Below are 25613 nucleotides of genomic sequence, written 5' to 3' on the forward strand. Positions count from 1 at the left end.
ATCGCCGGCGCCGCCGCCAGCCGCCCGCGTCAGGCCGCCATCGCGACGCCGTTGCGGACCCGGTCGCGCCCCGCCGCCTTCGCCTCGAACAGCGCGCGGTCGGCGCAGCGGTACATCGCCTTCCAGTCGACTTCGCGCGTCATCGGGCCGATGCAGGTGCCGATGCTGGCGGTGACGGTCAGGTCGAACGGCATCCGCTCGTGGCGCAGCCGGTCGAGCACCGCATGGGCGTCGAGCGGCCGGTCGGCGGGGACGAGGATCGCGAACTCCTCGCCGCCGACGCGGGCGACCAGCGCCTCGGGCGGCGCACCGGCGCGCAGCGCGCGGGCGATGACGCGCAGCACCTCGTCGCCGCCGTCATGGCCGATGGTTTCGTTGATCGTCTTGAAATGGTCGATGTCGATCAGGATCAGCTGGTGATCCTCGATCCGGCCGATCGCATCGTCCAGAAAGGCGCGGCGGTTGAGCAGGCCGGTCAGCGGATCGGTCGCGGCGAGCAGGCGCGCGGCGATCTCCTGTTCGCGTGCCGCGTCGCGCTCGAGGCTGAGCAGCCGGATGCGATAGGCGACGCCGAGCGACGAAAAGGCCGCCTCCAGCGCCATCGCGAGCAGCGTCGAATTGTCGATCCACAATTGCCAGCCGATGACGTTGAGCGCGGCGAGCACGCGGATTCCCGCCAGCAGCACCGGCGCGCCCCAGGCGAGCGCGAACACCCACAGGTAGTTGCTTCGCCGCCGCCACGCGCGGACCAGCACCGGCACCAGACAGCTCAGCAACAGCACATAGCCGGTCGTGCTCAGCGGATCGGTGATGTCCGAATAGCGCGGCGACAGCACCGCATAGCTGCCGGTGGCGAGCAGCAGGAACACGGTGACGACGGTGGTGTACGGCCGCAGCCAGCCGTCGAACACGCGCCGCTCCAGAAACGCGCGCGCGAACACCATCGCCGCCGCCGCCGACCAGCCGAGCAGCGCATAGCCCAGCCGCTGCCGGTCGTTGTTGTCGATATCGGTGATCTGCCCGATCAGTCCGGACGAGCAGGTCGCATAGCCGAGCAGGCACAGCACCATCAGGCAATAGGCCGGCTGGAACGCCCGCCGCAGCGCCCCCCACAGCGCCAGATTGTAGATCAGCAGCGACAGGCACATGCCCGCGAACGCCGCATAGAGCGCCGCCATCTCGACTTCGGTCCGGGCGGCGGTGCGCGAATCGACGATCGTCGGGCTGACGAGGATGCCGCGCCGGTTGAGCGAGCCCTCGATATGCCACAGCAACCGTTCCGGGCGGGCATGGTGCGGCGGCAGGACGAGCTGGACGATCGCGCCGAGCATCAGGTGCCGGCCGGTGGTCGCGCTGGTGAAGCCGACATGGCGGATCGCCCCGTCGGCGTAGCGGACGTAGAGCGTCACCCGGTCCTGCCACAGGCTCGCCTGGCGCACCCGCGCATCCGGCGGCGTCGCGGCCGGGAGCGGCTGCGACAGCGCCCAATAGTCGCCGCGGCCGTGGTCGGTCTGCCGGCTCGTGCAGTCGAACCGGTCGGCGTGCGCGAACATCGCCGCCGCGTCCTGGCCGGGTAGCGCTTGCCGGATGCAGACGCGCAGCGGCGCGCCCGTCGCGGCATGCGCCGGCGCGACCGCGACGCTCGCCAGCATCAGCAGCAGGAGGGCGACGACGCGCCGGATCGAAAGCCCTATCGGCATGGCGTCGCCATAGCGCGTGTTGGCAACGATTTGGTAAACGATCCGGCAGCTATCGGGGAGGGGAGGGACGCATGACGGGACAGGGGGAGCCGCGGGCCGGCTGCGGCGCGGCGATCGTGATGGAGGGGCGCCTGCTGCTGCTGCGCCGGCTGACCCCGCCGGAGGCGGGATGCTGGGGCCTGCCGGGCGGCAAGATCGACCTGTTCGAAACCGCCGAGGCGGCGATGCGCCGCGAGGTCGCGGAGGAACTGGGCATCACGGTCGGCGCGGCCGAGCTATTGTGCTTCGTCGACCAGATCGACCGTGCCGGCGGCACGCACTGGGTCGCGCCGGTCTATCGCGTGCACGACTTCACCGGCACGCCCCACAACCGGGAACCCGCGAAGCACAACGGCCCCGCCTGGTTCGCCCTCGACGCGCTCCCCGCGGACCTGACCACGCCGACCCGCATCGCCCTGGCGGCGCTGCGGACGAAATAGGTTGGGCCAGCTCCGCCCCTCCCTCTCCCGCCGGGAGAGGGAAGAGACGCCGCAGGCGGCGACAAGGTGAGGGCAGGGACGACCGGCCGGCGATGCCATAGGCCCACCGCGCCGAGCCCGAAACGAAACCGGGCCAGACCGTCGCCGGTCCGGCCCGTTGCGACACCGCTTACTTGGCGTCGACCGGTTCGGCCTTGCCCTTCTTCTTGGGCTTCTTCGGCGCCGCCGCCTCGATCGCGAAGGACAGCGTGCCGTCCTTCATCCGTACCGTCACCTCGCCGCCATGGACCAGCTTGCCGAACAGCAGTTCCTCGGCGAGCGGCTGCTTGATCTTCTCCTGGATCAGGCGGCCCATCGGGCGGGCACCGTACAATTTGTCATAGCCCTTCTCGGTCAGCCACGCCTTGGCGGCATCGTCCAGGTTGATGTGGACGTTGCGGTCGGCGAGCTGGAGTTCGAGCTGGAGGATGAACTTGTCCACCACCCGCGCGACCACCTCGGTCGGCAGGTAACCGAACGGCACGATCGCATCGAGCCGGTTGCGGAATTCCGGCGTGAACATCTTCTGCACCGCCTGCTCATCCTCGCCCTCGCGGGTGAGGTTGCCGAAGCCGACCGTCTCGCGCGCCATGTCCGACGCACCGGCATTGGTCGTCATGATGAGGATGACGTTGCGGAAATCCACCGACTTGCCGTGCTGGTCGGTCAGGCGCCCGTTGTCCATCACCTGCAACAGGATGTTGAACAGGTCGGGATGCGCCTTCTCGATCTCGTCGAGCAGCAGCACGCAATGCGGATTCTGGTCGACCGCATCGGTCAGCAGGCCGCCCTGGTCGAATCCGACATAGCCCGGGGGCGCACCGATCAGCCGGCTGACCGAATGCCGCTCCATATATTCGCTCATGTCGAACCGCTGGAGCGGAATGCCGAGGATCGAGGCCAGCTGCTTGGCGACCTCGGTCTTGCCGACGCCGGTCGGACCGGTGAACAGGTAATTGCCGATCGGCTTTTCCGGTTCGCGCAGGCCCGCACGCGCCAGCTTGATCGCGCTGGCGAGCTTCTCGATCGCGCTGTTCTGCCCGAACACGACGCGCTTGAGGTCGGTCTCGAGGCTTTCCAGCGCCGCCTTGTCGTCGGTCGAGACGGACTTCGGCGGGATGCGCGCCATCGTCGCGATCACCTGTTCAATCTCCTTGGCGGTGATCGTCTTCTTGCGCTTGTTCGCCGGCACCAGCATCTGCATCGCGCCCACCTCGTCGATCACGTCGATCGCCTTGTCGGGCAGCTTGCGGTCGTTGATGTAGCGCGCGGAGAGTTCCACCGCCGACTTGATCGCGTCGGGGGTGTATTTGACGTTATGATGGTCCTCGAACGCCGACCGCAGCCCGGCGAGGATCTTGATCGTGTCCTCGATCGTCGGTTCGTTGACGTCGATCTTCTGGAACCGGCGCAGCAGCGCGCGGTCCTTCTCGAAATGGTTGCGGAATTCCTTGTAGGTGGTCGAACCGATGCAACGGATCGTGCCGCCCGACAGCGCCGGCTTGAGCAGGTTCGACGCATCCATCGCGCCCCCCGACGTCGCACCCGCACCGATCACGGTGTGGATCTCGTCGATGAACAGCACCGCATGCGGCAGCTTTTCCAGCTCGTTGACGACCGCCTTCAGCCGCTCCTCGAAATCGCCGCGATAGCGCGTGCCGGCGAGCAGCGAGCCCATGTCGAGGCTGTAGATCACCGCTTCCTTGAGCACGTCGGGGACCTCGCCCTCGACGATCTTGCGCGCCAGCCCCTCGGCGATCGCGGTCTTGCCGACGCCGGGATCGCCCACGTACAGCGGATTGTTCTTCGACCGGCGGCACAGGATCTGGATCGTGCGATCCACCTCCGGGCCGCGCCCGATCAGCGGATCGACCTTGCCGATCTTGGCCTTCTCGTTGAGATCGACGGTGAATTGCTTCAATGCGCTTTCCGTCTTGCCCTTCTCCTGTCCCTTGGCGGGTTTCTCGTCCTCGGCGCCCTTTGGCGGGGTGGCATCGGCGGCACCGCTGCCCTTGCCGACGCCGTGGCTGATGAAGCTGACCGCATCCAGCCGGCTCATGTCCTGCTGCTGCAGGAAATAGACCGCATAGCTCTCGCGCTCGCTGAACAGGGCGACGAGCACGTTGGCGCCGGTCACCTCGTCTCGGCCCGACGATTGCACGTGCAGGATCGCGCGCTGCACCACCCGCTGGAAGCCGCTGGTCGGCGACGGATCGGTCGCCGCATCCACCTTCAGCGCGTCGAGTTCGGTGTCGAGATAGTGCGCGACGGTGGTCTTGAGCTCGCCCAGGTCGACGTGGCATGCCTCCATCACCTTGGAGGCATGTTCGTCGCCGATCAGCGCGAGCAGCAGATGTTCGAGCGTCGCATATTCGTGCCGACGCGATGACGCGGCTTCGAGCGCCTTGTGCAGCGTGGTCTCGAGCGCGGGGGCGAAGGATGGCATTCAGATTACTCCAGTCGGACTATGGAGGCGACGGGGGTGCGTCGCCGCGTCCTTTCCACCAATGTCGGTATCGGGTGCGCGTCCATCAAGCTCTTGACACCGCGACCGGGGCGAAGGGCGCGACGCCCGTCCGGTGCGGCCCGGCGTCATCGACGAAACAGCGCGTCGGCACTGGCGCGATGGTCGACCGCCCGGTCGCGGGCGGTGCGGGTGCGGGCGACCTCCCGCTCCAGCGCCGCGATGCGCGAATCGAGTTCGGCGACCGACAGCGGATCGAGGTCCTGCCGCAGCAGCTCGATCAATGCGTCGTTGGGACGCGAGGGGGCGTCGTCCGGATCCATGGTCTATCAACGTTGACCCTCGCCCCGGTGATGTCAATAAGGCGCGCGGATCGGCCGCGAGGGATGCGACGGGATGAGCGAGTTGCCACAGACGATGCAGGCGATCGATCCGGAGGCGCCGGGCGGGCCCGAGGTGCTGCGGCTGGTCGAGCGGCCGGTGCCGGTGCCCGCCGCGGGCGAGGTGCTGATCCGCGTCGCCGCCGCGGGCGTCAACCGCCCCGACGTGCTCCAGCGCAAGGGCGGCTATGCGCCGCCGCCGGGCGCATCGTCGATTCCCGGGCTCGAGATCGCCGGGACGATCGTCGCGGTGGGTGAAGGCGTCGACGACGTGCAGATCGGCCAGCCGGTCTGCGCGCTGCTCGCCGGCGGCGGCTATGCGCAATATGCGGCCGCGCCCGCCGGCCAGTGCCTGCCCGTGCCGGAGGGGCTCGACATGATCGCGGCCGCCGCGCTGCCGGAAACGCTCTTCACCGTCTGGACCAACCTGTTCGAACGCGCCTTCGCGACGGAGGGTGACAGCGTGCTGCTCCACGGCGGCACCAGCGGCATCGGTACGATGGCGATCGCGCTGTGCAACATCTTCGGCCTGACGATCATCGTCACCGCGGGCTCGGATGCGAAATGCGCGAAGGCGCTGGAGCTGGGGGCGGATCACGCGATCAACTACAGGACCGAGGATTTCGTCGAGCGCGTCAGGGCGATCACCGACGGCAAGGGCGTCACCGCGGTCATCGACATGGTCGGCGGCGACTATGTGCCGCGCAACCTGCAATGCCTGGCCGACGACGGCCGCCACGTCTCGATCGCGGTGCAGGGCGGCGCGCAGGCGACGATCCCCCTGTTCGAGATCATGCGCCGCCGCCTGACGCTGACCGGCTCGACGCTGCGCGCGCGCGACACCGCGTTCAAGACGCTGGTGGCGGACGAGATTTCGCGCACCGTCTGGCCGCACGTCGAATCCGGCCGCTTGCGCCCGGTGATCGACCGCGTCTTCCCCCTCGCCGAAGCCGCCGCCGCGCACACCCGCATGGAAGAGGGCGATCACGTCGGCAAGATCGTGCTGACGCCTTAACGCTCGTCGCACCTTGCCCTTCCGCACGACGCGCAGTACATCCGACGCTATGACACGGCCGCTCCGGTAAGGGGCGGCCCTATTTATTTCCGACGGAGTTTTCCCGTGGCCCAGCCGCTCATGCCTCATGCGACCGCTTCCTGGATGGTCGACAACACGTCGCTGTCGTTCGACCAGATCGCCGATTTCTGCGGTCTGCATATCCTCGAGGTGCAGGCGATCGCCGACGACACCGCCGCGACCAAGCTGACCGGGCGCGACCCGATCCGTGCGCATGAGGTGACGCAGGAGGAGGTCGACAAGGGCCAGGCCGATCCCGCCTATCGCCTCAAGATGATCAAGGGCCCCGAGCAGGTCCGCCGCACCAAGGGCCCGCGCTACACGCCGGTGTCGAAGCGCCAGGACAAGCCCGACGGTATCGCCTGGATCATCCGCAACCATCCCGAGATCACCGACGGCGCGATCAGCAACCTGATCGGCACCACCCGCACCACGATCGCCGCGATCCGCGACCGCAGCCACTGGAACATCGGCAACATCACGCCGAAGGATCCGGTGACGCTCGGCCTGACCACGCAGCGCGAGCTCGATGCCGCGGTCGCCAAGGCGTCCAAGGCATCGGGCAACGAGGCCGCACCGACCGACACCCGGCTGGAGGGCGATCGCGAGGCGCTGATCGCCAGCCTGCGCGCCGAGCGCGACGCCGCGGCCCGCGGTGTCGACGTCGACCACAACGACCCGGCCGCCGCCGCCGCGGCGCTGTTCCAGGACCCGTTCAAGCGCTGATCCGCCCTGTCCCCCGGACGTGTTCCGGGGGACGCCGCGCCGCACGGGCGGGGCATGAAGCTCCGGCCGTTTTTCTCGCCACGGCATGCATCCCGGAACCGGTCCGGGGTGACGGCGTGTTTCTCGAGATGCCACCACGCATCTCTGGCGTCCGCTCCAAACCCTCGCTAGCCTCTTCCTAAATCCTTGGGAGAGCGCGTATGTGCGACGAATTGACGGCTGCCGACACCGACCATCACCTGTCCCGTCGCCAGCTCGGCGTCGCCGCCGGCGCGATCGGCGCGACGGTGCTGCTGCCCGCGCCCGCCAACGCCAAGCCGGTCAAGGGCCGCGACGTCGTCATCACCACGCCCGACGGCCAGTGCGACGCCTATTTCACCGCGCCGACCACCGGCAGGCATCCTGCGGTGCTGATGTGGCCCGACATCATGGGCCTGCGCCCGGCGTTCCGCACCATGGCCGACCGGCTGGCGCAGTCGGGCTATGCGGTGCTGGTCGTCAACCAATTCTACCGCTCGGCGAAAGCACCGATCGTCCAGCCCGGCGAATTCTTCGATCAGCCCGCGGTGCGCGAGCGGATCACGCCGTGGCGCGCGACGCTGACCCCGGCGGCGACGACCAGCGACGGCAAGACCTTCGTCGCCTTCCTCGACCGGCAGAAGGAGGTCGATACGAAGCGCGGGCTCGGCAGCGCCGGCTATTGCATGGGCGGGCCGATGGTCCTGCGCACCGCCGCCGCCCTGCCGGCGCGCGTCCATGCGGGCGCCTCGTTCCACGGCGCCGGGCTGGTGAGCGACGCGCCCGACAGCCCGCATCGCCTCGCGCCGCAGCTGCGCGGCGGCTATCTGTTCGCGATCGCCACCAACGACGATGCGCGCAGCCCCAACGACAAGGTCGCGCTGCGCGAGGCATTCGCGGCGGCGAAGCGCCCGGCGGAGATCGAGGTCTATGAGGGGGCGATGCACGGCTGGTGCGTGATCGACAGCAAGGTCTACAACCAGCCGCAGGCGGAACGTGCCTGGGGCCGGATGCTCGACCTGTTCGCCAAATCGCTGTGACGGGAAACACGACCATGACCGCCGACCTGACGCTCTACACCAACCCCATGTCCCGCGGCCGGATCGCGCGCTGGATGCTCGAGGAGGTCGGCGCCGACTATGACGTCGTGCTGCTCGATTATGCCTCGACGATGAAGCAGCCGCCGTACCGGGCGGTCAATCCGATGGCGAAGGTGCCGGCGATCGTCCACCGCGGCCGCACGGTGACCGAATGCGCCGCGATCTGCGCCTATCTCGCCGAAACCTTCCCCGACGCCGGCCTGACGGCGCGCGACGACGAGCGGGCGGATTATTACCGCTGGCTGTTCTTCGCCGCCGGCCCGGTCGAAGCGGCGGTGACCAACCGCTCGCTCGGGGTGGTGCCGACCGACCAGCAGCAGCGGATGGTCGGCTATGGCGATTACGACCGGCTCGTCGACGTGCTCGAACAGGCGGTGGCGGCGCACGATTACATCGCCGGCGACCGCTTCACCGCGGCGGACGTCTATGTCGGGTCGCAGGTGATCTGGGGGACGCAGTTCGGGTCGCTGCCGCGGCGCGACACGTTCGACGCCTATATCGCGCGGCTGGCGGCGCGGGAGGGCTATGTCCGGGCGGCGGCGCTGGACGATGCGGCGATCGCGGCCATGGCGGCGGCAACCGCCGCCTGAGTTCGGCCGTCACCCCGGGCCTGGGTCCGGGGTGACGGACGGACAGTCAGTCCGGGGCCATCCGCCGCTCCGGCAGGATCGCCATCACCGCATCGCGCTCCGCCGGGGTCATGCCGCCCCATGCGGCGATCTCGTCGAGCGTGCGGGCGCAGCCGCGACAGAGGTCGTTGTCGTCGATCGCGCACACCCCCGTGCACGGGCTGACGATGGCCACCGGCGCGACCTTTTCGATCACCATAAGACACCGGCGGCGGGCAGCGCCGCGCCGCCCGGCATCAGAGCGCGATCACCGCGTTGAGGAAGTCCGGGATCGGGCCGTTCCAGCCATCGTCGGGACCATCGTCGCGCTCGTCGCGGCGCGGGCGGCGGTCGTTCCGGTCGTCGCGGCGGACGTCGCGACGCGGTGGCGGGGCGAAGGCGGGCTCGGCACGGGGCTCGCGCTGCGGTCGTTCCGTCCGGACCGGCGCCGCCTCGGCGACGGGTGCCGGCTCCGGCGTCGCCACCTCGACCTCGACCTCCGCAGCGATGGTGCGCGGTGCGCGGCCGCGGCGGCCCTCTGCGCGCGGTGCCCGCTCGCGGCGGGTGCGGCGCGGTTCCCCGGCAGCGGCGGGCGCCTCCGTCTCGGGAGCGGCATCGAGGTCGAGCCGGTCGATCGTCTGGCCGGTCAGCTTTTCGATATTCTGGATGTTCTCGGCATCCTCGGCGGTCACCAGCGTGAAGGCGATGCCGGTCGCGCCGCCGCGGCCGGTGCGGCCGATGCGGTGGACGTAGTCGTCGGGGTGCCAGGGAGCATCGAAGTTGAACACATGGCTCACGCCCTTGATGTCCAGCCCGCGCGCGGCGACGTCGCTCGCCACCAGGATGTTGATCTTGCCGTCCTTGAACAGGTCCAGTTCGGCGATGCGCTGCGCCTGCTCCATGTCGCCATGGATCTCGCCCGATTTAAAGCCGTGGCTCTTCAGGCTCTTGTTGAGCTCGCGCACCGTCGTCTTGCGGTTGCAGAAGATGATCGCGTTGCGCACCTCGTCCTGCCCGAGCAGGCGGCGCAGCGCATCGCGCTTCTTCGCCGCCACGCCGGACACGGGGACCAGCCACTGCTTGATGTTGAGGTTGGTCGACGCCGGGCGCGACACCTCGATCGTCTTGGGATTGTCGAGGAACTTGTCCGCCAGCCGCTTGATCGGCGCGGGCATCGTCGCCGAGAACAGCAGGGTCTGGCGCGTCTTGGGCAGCTTGGTGCAGATTTCCTCGATATCGGGGATGAACCCCATGTCGAGCATCCGGTCCGCCTCGTCGATCACCAGCATCGAACAGCCGGTCAGCAGGATGTTGCCGCGGCCGAACAGGTCCATCAGCCGGCCCGGCGTCGCGATCAGCACGTCGACGCCCTTTTCCAGCGCCTTGATCTGGTCGCCCATCGACACGCCGCCGATCAGCAGCGCCATCGACAGCTTGGTGCCCGCCCCGTATTTCTCGAAATTCTCCGCGACCTGCGCGGCGAGTTCGCGCGTCGGCTCGAGGATCAGCGAGCGCGGCATGCGGGCGCGGCTGCGGCCGTGCGCGAGGATGTCGATCATCGGCAGCACGAAGGCGGCGGTCTTGCCCGTGCCCGTCTGCGCGACGCCGATCAGGTCGCGCATCATCAGCACGCTGGGAATCGCCTGCGCCTGGATCGGCGTCGGCTCGGTGTAGCCGGCGTCGGTGACCGCGCTCAGCAGTTCGTCGGAAAGGCCGAGGTCGGCGAAGCTCATGCCATCAGGCTCATGCAAGGGTCCGGATAAAGACGGCGACGCAGGTGCGCAGCAACGCCACGCCGCGCGCTTGCGGATTCCCCCGCAAAAGTCAAGAAAACGCGTTCAGCGGACCGGCAGAAGCGTCCTGAACGTGGCGATTTCGCAACTGGCGCCCGATCGCATGCGGATGACGTCGCGTTTCGCGCAGACCCGGCCGTCCGCCGCGGGGCGCAGGTAGAAGCCGCTGTAGAAGTCCATCGGCCCGCAATCGTCGTCCAGTCTGGCGCGCAGCCGTTTGCCGCCCTCCATCACCAGGTCGACCGCGCCGGGTTCGACGATCATCGCGCCGCCCATGTCGGCGACGTCGACGCACTTCGGCCCCTTCTTCTCCTTGTAGCGGACCGGTGCGGGGACCGAGGCCCGGGCCACCGACCGCGCCGGCGCCATGCGGGGCAGGCGGATGATGATGCGTTCGCGCACCGTCACCTGCGCGACCTCCACGCCGTCGAGCTGCGCCATCGAATCGCCGGCGGCGGCCAGGGCGGGGGCGGCGAGGGCGAGGAGCGAGGCGGGAATCGCGGAATGGAGCATGTCAGGGGTCGCCCCTTAGCCCCGGTCGTTGAACGGATGATGAACTTGGCCTAGCGGACCGCGGATGACGCCCGCGCATACCGCCCTGATCGACGCTCTCGCCGGCACGCTGGGGCCGAAGGGGATCGTCACCGATCCGGCCGATATCGCGCCGTGGGAAACCGACTGGCGCCGCCGCTTCCACGGCCATGCTCCCGCGATCCTCGCGCCGGCCTCGACGCGGGAGGTCGCCGCGGTGGTCGCCGCCGCCGCCGCGCATCGCGTGCCGCTGGTGCCGCAGGGCGGCAACAGCTCGATGGTCGGCGGCGCGACCCCGCCCGCGGACGGATCGGCGCTGATCCTGTCGCTCCGGCGGATGCGGGCGATCCGCTCGGTCGATGCCGGGGCGGGCCTCGCGGTGGCGGAGGCGGGGGTGATCCTCTCCGACCTGCACGATGCCGCGCTGGCGGTGGACCGCCGTTTCCCGCTGACGCTGGGGGCGAAGGGCAATGCCACCGTCGGCGGCCTCGTCTCGACCAATGCCGGCGGCTCGCAGGTGCTGCGCTTCGGCTCGATGCGCGGCCTCGTCGCGGGGCTGGAGGTCGTGCTCGCCGACGGCAGCGTCCACGACGGGCTGGCGGCGCTGAAGAAGGACAATCGCGGCTACGACCTGACGCAATTGCTGGTCGGGGCGGAGGGGACGCTGGGGATCGTCACCGCGGCGACGCTGCGGCTGGTGCCGGTGCCGGCGACGCGCACCACCGCCTGGGCGGCGACGCCCGACCCGCAGGCGGCGCTGACGTTGCTCCGCCGCTTCCAGCACGCGACCGGGGCGCTGGAGAGCTTCGAGATCCTGCCGCGCGAATCGCTCGCCGCGGTGCTCGCGCACGTGCCGGCCCTCCGCGCGCCGCTCGCCGGCGATCATGCCTGGCATCTGCTGATCGAACACACCGACGATGCCGGCGCGGCGCTGATGGAGCGCCTGCTCGGCGAGGCGCTGGCGGACGGGCTGATCGCCGACGCGACGATCGCCGCCAGCACGGGCCAGGCCGAGACCTTTTGGCGGATCCGCGAATCGATCTCCGATTCGGAACGCGCGCTCGGCCCGGCGTCGCAGCACGACCTGTCGGTGCCGGTCGATACGATGCCGCGCTTCATGATCGAGGCGGCGGCGGCGTGCGAGGCGCGCTTTCCCGGCACGCATGCCAGCGGCTTCGGCCATCTCGGCGACGGCAACATCCACTTCCACGTCCGCAGCCCCGCCGGCACCGACCCGGCGCGCTGGTATGCCGAGGACGTGCCGGTGGTGACGCGCTTCGTCGACGACCTCGTCATCGCCGCCGGCGGCTCGATCGCGGCGGAGCACGGCATCGGCCAGATGAAGCTCGGCGAGCTCGAACGGCTGTCGTCGCCGGCGCGGCTGACCGCGCTGCGGGCGGTAAAGGCGGCGATGGACCCGCTCGGCATCCTCAACCCGGGCAAGCTCGTCGCGCTTGCGCCGGGCGCTCCTGCCCAATAGAGCAGCGCGCCAACCGCGGCTGCGCCGCAAAACACCCGCATACGGAGAGAGTTCCGATGGCCAGCGCGCCGCTTCCCCTGTTCTACAACGGCCTGGAGCCGCTCTCGAGCGAAACGCATGCGACCTGGCGCGTCCGCCAGCAGGACAGCGCGCCGTTCCTGATCGGCCAGCATGCGATCCCGATCACCACCGACGAATTCCCGTTGGTGCAGCGCCACATGCCGATCGTCTTCTCGGTCGGCGACGACGCCATCCCGCTCGGCCTGATGGGCCTCAACGAAGGCGTCAACGTCTTCATGGGCGACGACGGCAAGCTGACCGAAACCAACTTTTACGTTCCCGCCTATATCCGCCGCTATCCGTACATGCTCGCCCGCCTGCGTCCCGACGCGGACGAGCTGTCGCTGTGCTTCGACCCGACGTCGGAGGCGATCGGCGCGTTCGAGGACGGCGATCCCCTGTTCGAGGCCGGCCAGCCGAGCCAGACGACCAAGGCGATCCTCGATTTCGCCGAGCAGTTCGAACAGGCCGGCGCGCGGACGCAGGCGTTCATGAACGAGCTGCGCGAGCAGGACCTGCTGATGGAGGGTGAGGTCACCATCCAGACCGACGACAGCCAGCAGCCCTTCATCTATCGCGGCTTCCAGATGATCAACGAGGAAAAGCTGTCGGGCCTGCGCGGCGACCAGCTGCGCAAGATGTCGCAGTCGGGCATGCTGCCGCTGCTCTACGCCCACCTCTTCTCGCTGTCGCTGATGCGTGAGATCTTCGCGCGCCAGGCGCAGCTCGGCAAGGTGCCGCAGCCGCAGCTCGGCTGATACGGCGACCCGGGGGCGGCCCGCCCCCGGGTTCGTTTCGGCAGCGATCCTGCCTTGACCCGGCGGCGCGCGCGGGGGACGGTCGCGGCCTTACGACAAAGGGCTCGGCATGGCAGGACTTCCCCGCGGCGAACGCTATTCCAGCGTCGCGATCGCATTCCACTGGACGATCGCGCTCCTCGTCATCGTCAACCTCGTCATCGGTATCGGCCATGATGCGATCCCCGCGCTGCGCGCGCTGATGGGCGCGCACAAGGCGATCGGCGTCACCGTGCTGCTGCTCACCGCCGGCCGGATCGCCTGGCGCATCGCGCATCGTCCGCCCGCGTTGCCCGCCGGCACCGCGGCGTGGGAAAAGGGCGTCGCCCATGCGACGCACTGGACCTTGTACCTGCTGATGATCGCGCTGCCGCTGAGCGGCTGGCTGATGGTGTCCGGCCCCGGCCCGCACCAGCCGTTCCTGTGGTTCGGCCTGTTCGACATCCCGACGCTGCCGGTCGGCAAGCCGCTGGCGGACCTCGGCGGCACCGCACACGGTCCGCTCGGCTGGGTGATGGCGGCGCTGGTCGTGCTGCATGTCGGCGCGGCGCTGCGCCACCATCTGCTGCTGCGCGATTCGGTGCTGGTCCGCATCGCCCCGATCCTCGGCCGCTGATCGAAGATCACCGCAAGCACCCGCATCGGGCGGGGCGACCGGAAAAAAGCAACGGCCGGCGGCGCGGGGGTTGAACCAAATCGCCGCTCACTTATTTAGCTTGTGTACGGCGCTCGTGTCCCCCCTTTCGCGAGCCCGTATGGCGCACTTTCAGTGCGCCTCCTCCCTGAACCTTGGCCACCTCGTGCTTCATGCACGGGGTGGTTTTTTTGTGGGCGCGGTCTATTCGGCCGCGATTGCGAGGCCGGCGCCGCCGGCAGCCGATCCGGCCCCCGATCCGGCCAGCGCCTCGTCCTCCACCGCCGCCAGCATCCGCCGCAGCAGTGCCACCGTCCGCGCCATCCCGGGTCCGGGCCGGTCGAGCGCGGCATCGAGGTAGAGCGCGCGGTCGATCTCGATCTGGATCGCATGCACGTTTCGTCCCGGCGCCGCATGCCGCTCGAGGACATGACCGCCGGCATAGGGCGTGTTGAGCGCGGCGCGCACCCCGAACGCCGCCGCCTCCGCCTCCAGCCGCGCGACGAAGCGATGGCCCGCCGCCTGGCCGAAGCGGTCGCCGATCACGACCTGCGCCTGCGTGCCGAGCGGCGGCATCGAATGGACGTCGATCAGCACCGCGATGCCGAACCGCGCCCGCGCCGCTGCCAGCAGCGCCGCCAGCGCCGTATGATAGGGGCGATGGTCCTGCGCGATCCGCGCCTCGACCTCCGCCGCGCTGAACCGCCGCCGCCACAGGTCGCCCGCCGCGCCCGCGCGCCGCGGCACCAGCCCCAGCCCGCTGCGGATCTTGGGGGAGGGGGTGGGCTGCGCCTGCGGCCGTGCGCCCTCGTCGACCTTGGGATCGCGCTCGCCCTCGCCGCGGTTGAGGTCGATCCAGGCGCGCGCGCGGCGCTGCACCAGCATCGTCTCGACCGTCCGCGCCTCCTGCGCGACGAGATCGATATAGCGGTCCTCGAGTACGGTCAGTGCCGCTTCGGGCAGGCGCAGCGCGGTCCGCAGCGCGAGCGGATAGTCGCGCCCGGCGTGCGGCACCGACACGATGACGGGGCTCGCGGGGGCGTCGTCGGCCGCCGGTCCGCCGATCCGTTCGAAGGAAGCGTCCATCTGTGGCACGTCCTAGCCGTTTTGCGCGTTCGGTGCGCTGGAATTCTTTACACCTGCCGGTCATAGACGAAGGCCGTTGCGAATAGGGACCGACAGAGCGATGATCCGAATCCTGCTGGCCGAAGACGACCAGGTCATGCGCGAATATCTGACCCGCGCGCTGGAGCGTGCCGGTTATGCGGTATCCGCGGTCGATCGCGGCACCGCCGCCATCCCGCTGCTCGAGACCGAATCCTTCGACCTGCTGCTGACCGACATCGTCATGCCCGAGATGGACGGCATCGAACTCGCGCGCCGCGCGGGCGAGATGGTGCCGGGCCTGCGCGTCATGTTCATCACCGGTTTCGCCGCGGTGACGCTGAAGGCGGGGCGCGAAATGCCCAACGCCCGCGTCCTCTCCAAACCCTTCCACCTCCGCGACCTCGTCGCCGAGGTCGACCGCGTTTTCGAGATGGGCAACGCCAGCGGCCTGAATTGACGCGAAACCGAATTGACCGCTTGCCAGCCCGGATAAGCCCGGCTAATGGCCCACCTCCGGCGGGCGTGTAGCTCAGTGGTAGAGCACTGTGTTGACATCGCAGGGGTCGCAAGTTCAATCCTTGCCACGCCCACCATCGAAAACCCCGCTAGGCCGACGGCTTAGCGGGGTTTTTGCGTTTTCGGGCCGGATGACGTCCGATGGCCGGCGACATCATCCCCGGCGCAACCGTCGCGTCTTAGCTGCGCACGTAGAACAGATGCGTGCCGACCCGGGCGACCTTGACCAGCGAATCGCGCCAATAGGGGACCATCCAGTCGGTATGGTAATGCGTCGCGCGGCCGACCTCGGCGAAGACCTCGCCGGCCAGCGCCTGCCGCGCCATCCGTCGCACCGCGCCCCAGCCGAGGTGCACCGGGCGGCGGCGGAACGATCCGTCGCAGGTGAAGGAGAACTGGCAGCCGCTGGTCCGTCCCGACCCCTGATAGACGACGCCGCAGATCGTCTTGGGAAAACCCGGCGCGCGGACGCGGTTGAGGATCACCTGGATCACCGCGCGCTGGCCGCGGCGGTCGTCGCCCGCCTCGTACAGGGCGGCGGTGGCGAGGCATTCGATCGCCTGTTCGCGCGCCGCCGGCCCGCCGCGGAAGCGATAGCGCGCCGCGCGCAGCCGCCGGCCGGGATCGACCGGCACCGCGGCATTGGACGCGCGCGCCTGCGCCATCGTCAGCGGCCGCGCCTCGTCCGCCGGCGCCACCACCGGCCAGGGACCGATCGTTCCCGCCGCGATCGCGATCAGCGTGACGATGCCGAGCAGCAGCAGCCAGCGTTCGCTCGACAGGTCGCGGCGTGCGCGGCGGCGGCTCCGCTGGCGGGGAGGGGAGGATCGACGCTGCGCCATCGCCCCGTCGTCTAGCCGAAGCGCGGGGCCGGATCAGCCGTCCCGGTGCGGCGGCAGGGCGATTGCATTTCCTGCACGCGTGATGTGCTTAATTTGCAATTGCACAGCGCGATGCTGCGCCGCACAAAGACGGTGCCTTTCAGGCATCCTCTCCTAAAAACTTTCCGGCCGGTCGTTCCTCGATCGGCCTTTCTTTTGTCCGGACGTCTCTCGTGTCCGGGGCGCGGGGCCGTCAGACGCGCTCGATCAGCACGATCTCGCCTTCGACCTCGATATCCTCGTCGTCGTTCGCGTCGAATCCTTCGGGCATGTCGAATTCGGCGGTCCAGTCGTACACCTTCTCCAGCCCGCCGCCCTCGATCCAGACGCGGACCGCGCCCTGCGTGATCTCGCCGCCCATCGCGCCGACGAAATCGGTGACCAGCGCGTCGGCGGCGCTCTCATGGTCGCTGACGCCGGGAATGCTCGCCGCCGCGATCTCTTCGTCCATCTCGATCAGCTGCGCCCAGAAACGTTTGGCCATCTGCGGTCTCCTCGGGTCCATGGTCGGTGGCGGCGGGATTGCCGCCCCGCGCGCCTGTCCGCCACATCCGCCGCGGACGCAAGCGCCCGTCGCTGCCCGCCCGATCGCGCGCTTTCGGCTAAAGTCCGGAAAGCGCACGAGGAAATTACTCTGACATTTTTGCGCCGATCCGCCATTCTCCCGCGGATTCGCATCATGACCGGAGACACGATTTGGCCTCAGCGCCGTCCACGCCACCGCCCGTCGGGGCCGGCCCCCGCAGCGACAACCGGCTGAAATCGATCATCGGCGGATCGACCGGCAACATGGTCGAATGGTTCGACTGGTACGTCTATTCCGCCTTCACACTCTATTTCGCGCCGCATTTCTTTCCCGAAGGCGACCAGACCGCGCAATTGCTCAGCGCCGCGGCGGTGTTCGCGGTCGGCTTCATCATGCGGCCGGTCGGCGCGTGGATCATGGGCATCTATGCCGATCGCCATGGCCGCAAGGCGGGGCTGACGCTGTCGGTGACGCTGATGTGCCTCGGTTCGCTCATCATCGCCTGCACGCCGGGTTACGAGACGATCGGCGTCGCCGCGCCGGCGCTGCTGGTGCTCGCGCGATTGATGCAGGGGCTGTCGGTCGGCGGCGAATATGGCGCCAGCGCGACCTATCTGTCGGAAATGGCGGGCAAGAACCGGCGCGGCTTCTTCTCGTCCTTCCAGTACGTCACGCTCATCTCGGGCCAGCTGCTTGCGATCATGGTGCTGCTGCTGTTGCAGGCGATCCTGCCGACCGCGGCGCTGGAGGCCTGGGGCTGGCGCATCCCGTTCGTGATCGGCGCGCTGCTCGCAATCGTCGTCTTCCGCCTGCGCCGCGGCCTCGCCGAGACGGAGAGCTACAAGAATGCGCAGGCGAGCCATGCCCCCCGGTCGGGCTTCGTCGCGCTGCTCCGCCATCACCCGCGCGAGACGGCGCTGGTGATGCTGCTCACCGCGGGCGGCACGCTCGCCTTCTACGCCTATTCGATCTACATGCAGAAATTCCTCGTCAACACCTCCGGCTTCTCGAAGGAGGTGGCGACGCAGATCAATGCGGTGACGCTGTTCGCCTTCATGTGCCTGCAACCGCTCGCGGGCGGCCTGTCCGACCGGATCGGGCGCAAGCCGCTGATGATCGGCTTCGGCGTCGCGGGCCTGCTGTTCACCTATCCGATCTTCGCCGCGCTCGAACAGACGCGCGATCCGGTCGTCGCCGGCCTGCTGGTGATGGCGGCGCTGGTGATCGTCACCGGCTATACCTCGATCAACGCGGTGGTGAAGGCGGAGCTGTTCCCCGCGCACATCCGCGCGCTCGGCGTCGCCTTGCCCTATGCGCTCGCCAACACGCTGTTCGGCGGCACCGCCGAATATGTCGCGCTGCGGTTCAAGGATGCGGGCTGGGAGCGGGGCTTTTATTGGTACGTCACCGCAATGATCGGCATTTCGCTGGTCGTCTATCTGCGGATGCGCGACACACAGGCCGACAGTCTGATCCACGAGGAGTGATCGCCGCGCCGGCCGCCCGGCGTTGTTGCCGGGCGGCCACACTATTCTGGCAATCTTCTTTCCGTTCCAAAGGGATATTGTATACCCCAACGCCCCGGCCTAGCGCTTTTCCCGCGCCAAGGGAGCGAATGACCTTCCCGGCGCGGGAGAGAATGATGCCGACCTTCGACCGCTTCGGGATGCGCGCCGCACTGCTGGCGGGCGCCGCACTGATGCCGACCGCCGCCCATGCGCAGACGGTCCCCACCGACCAGCCCACCACCCAGGCGACGACGCCCGACGCGCCGCCCTCCGGCGAGAGCAACGACGATCTGCAGGACATCGTCGTCACCGGCCAGACGACGCGCGACCGTCCGCTCATCACCTCGTCCGCCGACATCACCTATGCGACGCGCGAGGATATCGACCGCCGCGCGCCCCGCTCGACCGCCGACATGCTCGAACTGGTCCCCGGCATCTTCGTCGAGGCGACCGCGGGCGAGGCGTCGAACAATTATTCGGTCCGCGGCCTGCAGGGCGGCGGCCAGCGCTTCGTCCAGCTCGAGGAGGACGGCATGCCGATCCTCTACGGCGGCGGCGGCGCCGACTTCTTCTTCCAGCAGGATCTGACCATCGACCGGCTGGAGGCCGTCAAGGGCGGCTCGTCGGGCGTGCTGACCGTCAACGGCGCCGGCGCGACGATCAACTTCATCTCGAAGCGGCCGAACTTCAAGGAATTCGAGGGCGCGGTCCGCCTGACCGGCATGAACTACGGCCTCAAGCGCGCCGATTTCTATTATTCCGCGCCGCTCGCCGAGAACCTCGCATTCAACTTCGGCGGCTATGTCCAGAGCAGCCCCGGCGTGCGCGAAAATCCGTTCGATTACGCCGGCTACCGGATCAAGGGCTCGCTGGAATATCGCTTCCCCAGCGGCGGATCGATCCGCCTGTCGGGCCGCCGCGGCGATATCGAGACCGCTTATTATGCGTCGGCGCCCTATCGCTTCGACAATGGCGACCCCGCGAGCATCCCCGGCTTCGACATCCAGAAGGACAATATCGGCGGCGACGCCTTCACCTCGATCCGCGTGCCGGTGTCGACCAATGTCGATCCCAGCGGTTACCGCCCGTTCCGCTATCGCGACGGCATCCGCTCGCTCTACAATCAGGCGCGGCTCGATCTCGACGTGCCGCTGTCCGAAACGCTCAGCCTCTTCGCCCGGGGCCGCTACATCGACTATAAGTACGACTTCAACGGGCTGTTTCCCGGGTCGGGCACCGGCAACGCCGGCCTCGCCAGCGCGGTCAACTACCTGACGCCGAACCCGGCGCTGTCGCCGATCATCGACGTGCTGCGCGCCGGCTTCGCCGCCTTCCCGGCGACGACGCGCTTCGGCATCCGCAACCTGCGCACCGGGCAGGTGCTCGGCTCGAACCAGACCGCCGAACTCAACGCGCTGAACGGCAACGGCTTCCTGCAACGCACGACGCTCAACCACGATTACGTCCACGGCAAGGATCTGGGCGTCAACGTCGGCGGGCGCTGGGAGGTCGAGAGCGGGTCGATCAAGAACTCGCTGACCGTCGGCGGCATGTATTATAACGTCAAGCGCAACCAGAACCAGTCGGCGACCGCCAGCGTCGTCAACGACGTCAAGAACAACAGCGACATCTACGACATCGTCGCGCTGAACGCCGCCAACGGCGTCATCGGTTCGCTGACCGACAGCGGCCTCGTCTCCTACGGCGACTGGGGCAACGGCATCCGCGAGCGCAAGGACGAGACGATCTCGCTCTACGCCAACGACGAAATCGCGCTGGGCGATCACCTGCGCATCGACGGCGGCATCCGCTGGGAACAGGATACCGCGACCGCGTTCGACGGCCAGTCCGCGGCGGTCAACCAGGCGGTGCCCGCATCGCAGGGCGGCGTGATCCGCAACGTCGGCTCGACCTTCAACGGCGTGTTCGCGCCCGCCAACCTCGCCCGCACCGGCGCGGACGGCAAGCTGAAGCAGGACAAGATCTCCTGGACGGTCGGCGCCAACTATCTCTTCACGCCCAACTTCTCGATCTACGCGCGCTATGCCGACGGCTTCCAGACCAACAACATCGATCCGATCACGACGATCAAATTGTACGAAGCCGGCGTCCGCTATCAATATGGCCGTCTGTTCAACGGCTCGGTGACCGTCTTCCGCACCAATTTCGACGACCAGAGCTACAATTTCGCCAACCCGCTCAACCCGACGCAGCAGCAGAACATCAACGCCGACCTGCGGACCAAGGGGATCGAGGTCGACGTCGTCGTCCGGCCGATCCGCTGGTTCTCGGTCGATTTCCAGGGCGTGTTCCAGGATCCCAAGCTGGAGAATCTCCAGATCGACGGCACGACCCAGTCGGGCTTCGAGGGTAACCGGCCCGAACGCACGCCGGCACGGCTGTGGACGGTCACCCCGTCGATCCAGCTGCCCAACGGGCTCGGCGACATCTACGGCCGCTACAAATATGTCGGCAAGATCTTCGCCGATGCCGGCAACGGCGTGGCGCTGCCCAGCTATGGCGTCACCAGCGCCGGCGTGAACCTCAACGTCACCGAACGCCTGCAGGTGAGCTTCAACGCCGAGAATATCTTCGACGTGGTCGGCCTGACCGAGGGCAATCCGCGGCAGGGCCAGACGCAGGCGATCACCGACGGCTATTTCTACGCCCGCGGCATCGTCGGCCCGACCTATGGCGGCTCGGTGACGTTCCGCTTCTAGGCGGCGACTGGGGATTGCAGAAAAGGGGCGCCGCCACCTGCACGGAGGCGGCGCCCCTTCGTGTCGAAGGAGGGTATCGCGATGACGAGCATGATCCGAACGCTGCTGGCCGGCGCCATGCTGACCGGGGCAGGGCTGGTCGCAACCGGGCTGGTGGCAACCGGTCTGGCCGACGCGCAGGACAAGGCGCCGGCGCCCGAGCTCGCGTTTCAGCTGACCGAGGGGCAGAATCTCAACGCCTTCGTCCGCGATGGCGCGGTGGCGGCGCATCTGCTGCTGCGCAACGGCAGCGATCCCCGCATCCTCGTCGCATTCCCGGCGGGCAACAGCGGCGTCGGCCTGTGGTTCCAGCCGCTGGCCCGCGCCGCGAAATGGCGGCTCGAACAGCCGCCGCGGCCGACCACCGCACCGGGTGTCGCCGGGCCGCAACCCGCGATCCTCGGCATCGCCAGCATCGACGCGCCGCAATTGCGGTTCAAGCAGGCGGTGCTGTCGAGCGTGCGCTTCTTGCGCGACTATCAGTCGGTCGGTCGCTTCCCGCCGGAACTGGCGGTGGCGCCGACGATCGCGGGCGATACGATCCGCTGGAGTCGCGCGCGGCTCGACGGCGCGCCGGGTTATGTGTTGCAGATCAGGGTGCTGTCCGGCCGGCTGTCGCAGGACGGCATCGTCGCGGTGTCGGGCGCGCCGATCCGGCTGGAGATCGTCGCGTCGAGCGGCGAGAAACCGCTGACCGGCCTTGCGCCGTCCGAATTGCTCAACGCCCGCGCGGCGAACGATCCGGCCGCGCGCAACGCACTGCGCTTTCTCAGCTATCGCGAGAAGTTCCTCGCCGGGTCGTGGCGGTTCCAGACCTATTTCGGGCGCGATACGCTGATGTCGCTGCGCCTGCTGATGCCCGCGCTTCAGCCGCGCGCGATCGAGGCGGGGCTGGGGTCGGTGCTGGCCCGGCTCGATTCCGACGGCGACGTCGCGCATGAAGAGGGGATCGGCGAATTCGCGGTCGTCGATCGCCGCCAGCACGGCGGCGGCGGCGATGCCGCGGTGCTCGATTATGCGATGATCGACGACGATTTCATGCTCGCGCCGGTCGCGGTCAGCTATCTGCTCGACCACGCGGACGCGGCGGGCGCGCAGGCGTTCCTCGCCCGGCCGCTCACCAGCGAAGGCGTCCCCGGTCGCGTCGAGCCGACGGGCGCGGCGCTGGTCCGCAACCTGCGCTTCGTCGCCGGCCAGGCGCGCGGCTTCGCCGAGGCGCCGGGCGTCGACCGGTTGATCGCGCTCAAGCCCGGCCGGATGACCGGCCAGTGGCGCGACAGCGAAGAGGGGCTCGGCCGCGGTCGCTATGCCTATGACGTCAACGCGGTGTTCGTCCCCGCCGCGCTCGATGCGGCCGCGCGGCTGCTCCGCGCCGGACTGCTCGACCGCTATATGACCGCGGAGGATCGCACGATCCTTGCGCGGGCCGATGCGATGGCGCGGACGTGGCGTGAGCGCGCACCGTCGCTGTTCCGCGTCTCGATTCCCGCGGCGGACGCGAGGACGAAGGTGCAGTCCTACGCCCGCAGCCTCGGCATCCCGGCGCAACCCGCGGTCGGCGCGATCGGTACCGCGCCGCTGGTGTTCCACGCCATCGCGCTCGACGCCCGGGGCGGTGCCGTCCCGATCGTCAATTCCGACGAGGGCTTCGCCCTGCTGTTCGCCGACCCGTCGCCGGCCGACCTCGACACTTATGTCACCGCGGTGATGCGGCCCTTCCCGGCGGGGCTGATGACCGACATTGGCCTGCTCGTCGCCAATGCCGCGCAGGCGGATGCGGCGACGCAGGGCCGTTTCACCCCCGCCGCCTATCACGGCGCGGTGGTCTGGTCGTGGCAGCAGGCGCTGTTCGCGGCGGGGCTGGAGCGTCAATTGGCGCGCCGCGACCTGCCGGCGACGACCCGCGCCATCCTCACCCGGGCGCAGGCGACGCTGTGGCGCGCGATCCAGGCGACGCGCGCAACGCAAAGCTCCGAACTCTGGTCCTGGGCGTTCGCGAACGGCCGTTATCGGGTCGTCGCCTTCGGCGCTGGCAAGCAGGACGTCGACGAATCGAACGCCGCGCAATTGTGGAGCACCGTCTATCTCGCGGTGCAGCCGCCGCGTGCTAACGGAGCAAGAGGAAAGCGGTAACGGTCAGCCGGCCGCGGGCCGGATCGTCGCTCAGCACGGCATCCGGCGCGATCGCCCCGCTGTGGAACAGCGCGCTGCGATAGAGGATCGCGCGATTGTAGCGCGCCTCGATGCAGGACACGCGCTCGAACAGGGGCGTGGATCCGGCGATATAGCCGGCGGGCGGCTCGCCCGACCGGCGCAGATCGTCCGCCAGGCTGGCGCGATAGGCCGGCGCGCGTGTCGCATCGAGCGTCTCGAACCCGGTGGCGCGGTGGCGATAGAAAGCGGTGCCGTCGTTCCGCTCCGGATCGAGGAAATGGACCAGCGCGATCCGGTCGGGATCGATCGCGTCGACATGCGGCAGGCGCTGCGGCAGCGTCAGCCGGGCAGGGGGCGTGGTCACCATCGCATAGCTCGCATCGATCAGCGCCAGCGCGCCGGCATGATCGAATACGCCTGCCAGCGTCGCGGTCAGCGCCGGGCGGATCGCCGCGAAATAATCGGGCGGCAGCGCGGCGCGGATGCCGGGATAATGGTTGCGCCCCGGTTCGAACGCCGCCTGTCCGGCATGCGCGCGCAACGCGTCGGGGTCGGGATGGAAGCCGTCGATGATCGCGACCGGCTGGGCCTCGGTGCCGATGCGGCGCGCGGTGATCGTCGGGCCGGTCATCACCGCGCCACGCCCATCGCCTCCGCCAGCGCGGCGTCGTGTGTGGGCAGCGTCGGCACCGCACGGGCGACGACATCGGCGAACTGCTGCACCTGCGCGCGGTTGGTGGCGCTGTCGATCGCGTCGGCCAGCGGGTTGTAGCCCTGCGCCGTGATACCCTGTCCGTTCAGGACGGCGAGCCAGCTCGCCTCCCGGAACAGCTCTTCCGGATCGAGGATCAGCCGGCCCGAACGGCGGTATTGCGCGATCCGCTCTGTCAGCGTCTCGGGCAGCGGCATCTCGTGGCAGTGTCGCCACAGCGGTTCCTGCCGGCCGGGGGTGGCATGATAGTGGAGGATCAGGAAATCCTTGATCCCGTCCATGTCCGCGCAGAACACCCGGTTGAACCGCTCCGCCAGCGCCGGATCGCAGTCGCGATCCGGAAACAACGTCAACAGCTTGGCGATCCCGCTCTGGATCAGATGGATGCTGGTCGATTCGAGCGGTTCGAGGAACCCGGAGGACAGGCCGATGGCGACGACATTCCCCCGCCACGGGCGTCGGCGCGTGCCTGCGGTGAACCGCAGCAGACGCGGCTCCGCCAGCGCCTCGCCGTCGAGATGGCCGAGCAGGCTCGCCGTCGCCTCGTCGTCGCTCACATGTCGGCTGGCATAGACATAGCCGTTCCCCGTGCGATGCTGCAGCGGGATTCTCCATTCCCATCCCCCCGCCCTCGCAGTCGACCGCGTATAGGGCGTCGTCGCCGCGACGCGGGCGCACGGCACCGCGACGGCGCGGTCGCAGGGCAGCCAGTGCGACCAGTCCTCCAGCGGCTCGTCCATCGCATCGCCGATCAGCAGCGCGCGAAAGCCGGAACAGTCGACGAACAGGTCGCCCGCAATCCGTTCGCCGCGGGCGGTAGTGATCGCGGTGACGAAGCCGGTTTCGGGATCGCGCTCCACCGCCTGCTTCCGCCCCTCGACCCGCGCCACGCCCCTCGCGATTTCCCGCAAATAGCGCGCGTACAGATTTGCGTCGAAGTGATAGGCATAGCCGAGCGTGGAGAGGATCGAACGCCCGTCGCCGCTGGGTTTTGCGAAACGGTCCTGCGCCGCCAGCCCCGCCGCCAGCGATAGCACCGGCAAGGGCAGATCCAGTCCCTCCGTCCGCGCCTTCAACCAGCGATGATGAAAGGCGACGCCCGGCAGCGGCGCACCGAATTGCCCGAACGGATGGAAATAGCGGTGCCCGGGCGCGGTCCAATCGACGAACTCGATGCCCAGTTTGTACGTCGCCTTGGTAGCACGCAGAAAAGCGGCTTCGTCCAGTCCGATCAGCTCGTTGAACCAGTGGATCGTCGGAATGGTCGCCTCGCCAACCCCGACCGTGCCGATCTCGTCCGATTCGACCAATGTCACGGACAGGCTGTTGCCGAAGCTGCGCGACAAGGCCGCCGCGGTCATCCATCCGGCGGTGCCGCCGCCCAGGATGACGACCTCTCTCACGCGTCGATTCTGGTTCATCGTCAAAGGCTAGCGGATCGCCTTGCTGGCCGCCACAGGCCAGGTCGTGCTCTGGCATGGCCTGTGGCGCCCCGGAGTGGGCTGTTGAGGGGTTGGTTTGGGTGTTTTGCCAAAAAACTGTAATTTGGAGTTGACGGGTGTTGGG

23 protein-coding genes and 1 tRNA gene are annotated in these 25613 nt (G+C 68.8%); 13 read left to right on the forward strand and 11 right to left on the reverse strand.

Annotated features, from left to right (window positions below; genetic code table 11):
* Window positions 1-29: 29 nt before the first annotated feature.
* The gene (locus tag AC1RTO_RS16330; RefSeq protein ID WP_493161847.1) at window positions 30-1700 is read right to left on the reverse strand and encodes a GGDEF domain-containing protein; all 1671 of its coding nucleotides are present in this window, start codon (window positions 1698-1700) and stop codon (window positions 30-32) included.
* A 71-nt stretch (window positions 1701-1771) separates the two neighbouring features.
* Between AC1RTO_RS16330 and AC1RTO_RS16335 the strand changes: the two genes are divergently transcribed.
* The gene (locus tag AC1RTO_RS16335) at window positions 1772-2179 is read left to right on the forward strand and encodes an NUDIX domain-containing protein (protein WP_493161848.1); all 408 of its coding nucleotides are present in this window, start codon (window positions 1772-1774) and stop codon (window positions 2177-2179) included.
* Window positions 2180-2348: 169 nt separating this feature from the next.
* On the opposite strand, the gene clpA is transcribed toward AC1RTO_RS16335, so the two are convergent.
* Both clpA and AC1RTO_RS16345 read right to left on the reverse strand, forming a co-directional pair.
* On the reverse strand, window positions 2349-4664 hold the full coding sequence (gene clpA / locus AC1RTO_RS16340; protein WP_493161849.1) for an ATP-dependent Clp protease ATP-binding subunit ClpA: 2316 nt from the start codon (window positions 4662-4664) through the stop codon (window positions 2349-2351).
* A 146-nt stretch (window positions 4665-4810) separates the two neighbouring features.
* Window positions 4811-5005: a DUF1192 domain-containing protein gene (locus AC1RTO_RS16345; protein ID WP_493161850.1), complete on the reverse strand. Its 195-nt coding sequence runs from the start codon at window positions 5003-5005 to the stop codon at window positions 4811-4813.
* 73 nt (window positions 5006-5078) lie between these two features.
* Between AC1RTO_RS16345 and AC1RTO_RS16350 the strand changes: the two genes are divergently transcribed.
* The 4 genes from AC1RTO_RS16350 to AC1RTO_RS16365 all read left to right on the forward strand — a co-directional run bounded on the left by AC1RTO_RS16350 (window position 5079) and on the right by AC1RTO_RS16365 (window position 8571).
* Window positions 5079-6077: an NAD(P)H-quinone oxidoreductase gene (locus AC1RTO_RS16350; protein ID WP_493161851.1), complete on the forward strand. Its 999-nt coding sequence runs from the start codon at window positions 5079-5081 to the stop codon at window positions 6075-6077.
* 105 nt (window positions 6078-6182) lie between these two features.
* Window positions 6183-6863 (forward strand): DUF1013 domain-containing protein, encoded by a 681-nt coding sequence (locus tag AC1RTO_RS16355; RefSeq protein ID WP_293873747.1) that lies wholly within the window; start codon window positions 6183-6185, stop codon window positions 6861-6863.
* A gap of 200 nt (window positions 6864-7063) precedes the next feature.
* Complete coding sequence (locus AC1RTO_RS16360; RefSeq protein WP_493161852.1) at window positions 7064-7921, forward strand: dienelactone hydrolase family protein; 858 nt, start codon at window positions 7064-7066, stop codon at window positions 7919-7921.
* A gap of 14 nt (window positions 7922-7935) precedes the next feature.
* Complete coding sequence (locus AC1RTO_RS16365) at window positions 7936-8571, forward strand: glutathione S-transferase family protein (RefSeq protein WP_493161853.1); 636 nt, start codon at window positions 7936-7938, stop codon at window positions 8569-8571.
* 46 nt (window positions 8572-8617) lie between these two features.
* On the opposite strand, the gene AC1RTO_RS16370 is transcribed toward AC1RTO_RS16365, so the two are convergent.
* The 3 genes from AC1RTO_RS16370 to AC1RTO_RS16380 form a co-directional block, all read right to left on the reverse strand.
* On the reverse strand, window positions 8618-8809 hold the full coding sequence (locus AC1RTO_RS16370) for a DUF1289 domain-containing protein (RefSeq protein WP_493161854.1): 192 nt from the start codon (window positions 8807-8809) through the stop codon (window positions 8618-8620).
* A gap of 37 nt (window positions 8810-8846) precedes the next feature.
* On the reverse strand, window positions 8847-10322 hold the full coding sequence (locus AC1RTO_RS16375; RefSeq protein WP_493161855.1) for a DEAD/DEAH box helicase: 1476 nt from the start codon (window positions 10320-10322) through the stop codon (window positions 8847-8849).
* Between the two features lie 105 nt (window positions 10323-10427).
* On the reverse strand, window positions 10428-10895 hold the full coding sequence (locus AC1RTO_RS16380) for a hypothetical protein (RefSeq protein ID WP_493161856.1): 468 nt from the start codon (window positions 10893-10895) through the stop codon (window positions 10428-10430).
* 64 nt (window positions 10896-10959) lie between these two features.
* Between AC1RTO_RS16380 and AC1RTO_RS16385 the strand changes: the two genes are divergently transcribed.
* From AC1RTO_RS16385 to AC1RTO_RS16395, 3 genes are all read left to right on the forward strand, one after another.
* Entirely contained in the window at window positions 10960-12393 is a 1434-nt protein-coding gene (locus AC1RTO_RS16385) for an FAD-binding oxidoreductase (RefSeq protein ID WP_493161857.1), read from the forward strand.
* Window positions 12394-12449: 56 nt separating this feature from the next.
* A complete protein-coding gene (locus AC1RTO_RS16390; RefSeq protein ID WP_493161858.1) occupies window positions 12450-13211 on the forward strand; it encodes a SapC family protein in 762 nt (253 codons plus the stop codon).
* A 109-nt stretch (window positions 13212-13320) separates the two neighbouring features.
* Window positions 13321-13866 (forward strand): cytochrome b, encoded by a 546-nt coding sequence (locus AC1RTO_RS16395; RefSeq protein WP_493161859.1) that lies wholly within the window; start codon window positions 13321-13323, stop codon window positions 13864-13866.
* A 222-nt stretch (window positions 13867-14088) separates the two neighbouring features.
* On the opposite strand, the gene AC1RTO_RS16400 is transcribed toward AC1RTO_RS16395, so the two are convergent.
* On the reverse strand, window positions 14089-14970 hold the full coding sequence (locus AC1RTO_RS16400) for an N-formylglutamate amidohydrolase (RefSeq protein WP_493161860.1): 882 nt from the start codon (window positions 14968-14970) through the stop codon (window positions 14089-14091).
* A gap of 100 nt (window positions 14971-15070) precedes the next feature.
* Between AC1RTO_RS16400 and cpdR the strand changes: the two genes are divergently transcribed.
* Together cpdR and AC1RTO_RS16410 are read left to right on the forward strand one after the other, a co-directional pair.
* Window positions 15071-15448 (forward strand): cell cycle two-component system response regulator CpdR, encoded by a 378-nt coding sequence (gene cpdR, locus AC1RTO_RS16405; protein WP_293873773.1) that lies wholly within the window; start codon window positions 15071-15073, stop codon window positions 15446-15448.
* Between the two features lie 61 nt (window positions 15449-15509).
* Window positions 15510-15584: transfer RNA gene (locus AC1RTO_RS16410), tRNA-Val, on the forward strand.
* A gap of 102 nt (window positions 15585-15686) precedes the next feature.
* On the opposite strand, the gene AC1RTO_RS16415 is transcribed toward AC1RTO_RS16410, so the two are convergent.
* Entirely contained in the window at window positions 15687-16349 is a 663-nt protein-coding gene (locus tag AC1RTO_RS16415; protein ID WP_493161861.1) for a cell wall hydrolase, read from the reverse strand.
* 232 nt (window positions 16350-16581) lie between these two features.
* Window positions 16582-16872, reverse strand: coding sequence for a hypothetical protein (locus AC1RTO_RS16420; RefSeq protein WP_493161862.1), 291 nt, complete (start codon window positions 16870-16872; stop codon window positions 16582-16584).
* Between the two features lie 212 nt (window positions 16873-17084).
* Between AC1RTO_RS16420 and AC1RTO_RS16425 the strand changes: the two genes are divergently transcribed.
* From AC1RTO_RS16425 to AC1RTO_RS16435, 3 genes are all read left to right on the forward strand, one after another.
* A complete protein-coding gene (locus AC1RTO_RS16425) occupies window positions 17085-18401 on the forward strand; it encodes an MFS transporter (RefSeq protein WP_493161863.1) in 1317 nt (438 codons plus the stop codon).
* Window positions 18402-18556: 155 nt separating this feature from the next.
* On the forward strand, window positions 18557-21142 hold the full coding sequence (locus AC1RTO_RS16430) for a TonB-dependent receptor (RefSeq protein ID WP_493161864.1): 2586 nt from the start codon (window positions 18557-18559) through the stop codon (window positions 21140-21142).
* 81 nt (window positions 21143-21223) lie between these two features.
* Window positions 21224-23314 carry a hypothetical protein gene (locus AC1RTO_RS16435; protein WP_493161865.1) on the forward strand — a complete coding sequence of 697 codons (2091 nt, stop codon included), beginning with the start codon at window positions 21224-21226 and terminating at the stop codon, window positions 23312-23314.
* On the opposite strand, the gene AC1RTO_RS16440 is transcribed toward AC1RTO_RS16435, so the two are convergent.
* Window positions 23289-23966 (reverse strand): DUF6445 family protein, encoded by a 678-nt coding sequence (locus AC1RTO_RS16440; protein WP_493161866.1) that lies wholly within the window; start codon window positions 23964-23966, stop codon window positions 23289-23291. The two genes, AC1RTO_RS16435 and AC1RTO_RS16440, sit on opposite strands and share 26 nt — an antisense overlap.
* Window positions 23966-25468 (reverse strand): tryptophan halogenase family protein, encoded by a 1503-nt coding sequence (locus tag AC1RTO_RS16445; protein WP_493161867.1) that lies wholly within the window; start codon window positions 25466-25468, stop codon window positions 23966-23968. Before AC1RTO_RS16445 ends, AC1RTO_RS16440 begins: the two co-directional genes overlap by 1 nt.
* Between the last annotated feature and the right edge of the window lie 145 nt (window positions 25469-25613).

This window comes from Sphingomonas sp. GW821-FHT10F09 (assembly GCF_058809195.1).